We start from the raw sequence: 257 nt of genomic DNA, 5'->3' as shown, positions 1-257 counted from the left end.
CTTACCGCGATACGTTCCGACTGCTTCTGGCGTTTGCCGAGACGTCAATCGGCAAGCCTCCGAGCAAACTCGCGCTCACCGATCTGAACGCGCGACTGCTGCTCGATTTCCTCGACCATCTGGAGAAGGTTCGCGGCAACAGCGTACGGAGCCGGAACGCGCGGCTTGCCGCGCTGCGAACATTCCTCAAATACGCGGGACATCATGATCTTGACGCCCTCGGGATCATAGAGCAGGCGCTCGCCATTCCGATGAAG

The 257-nt window shown here is 59.9% G+C and carries 1 pseudogene; it reads left to right on the top strand.

What is annotated here, in order from left to right:
• Positions 1 to 257: pseudogene (locus AC0L2O_RS37065) on the top strand (integrase); the annotation flags it as partial.

The organism is Bradyrhizobium sp. Kon10 (genome assembly GCF_055807395.1).
The sequence above is the reverse complement of the archived record's forward strand: the minus strand, read 5'-3'. Positions and strand labels throughout refer to the sequence as shown.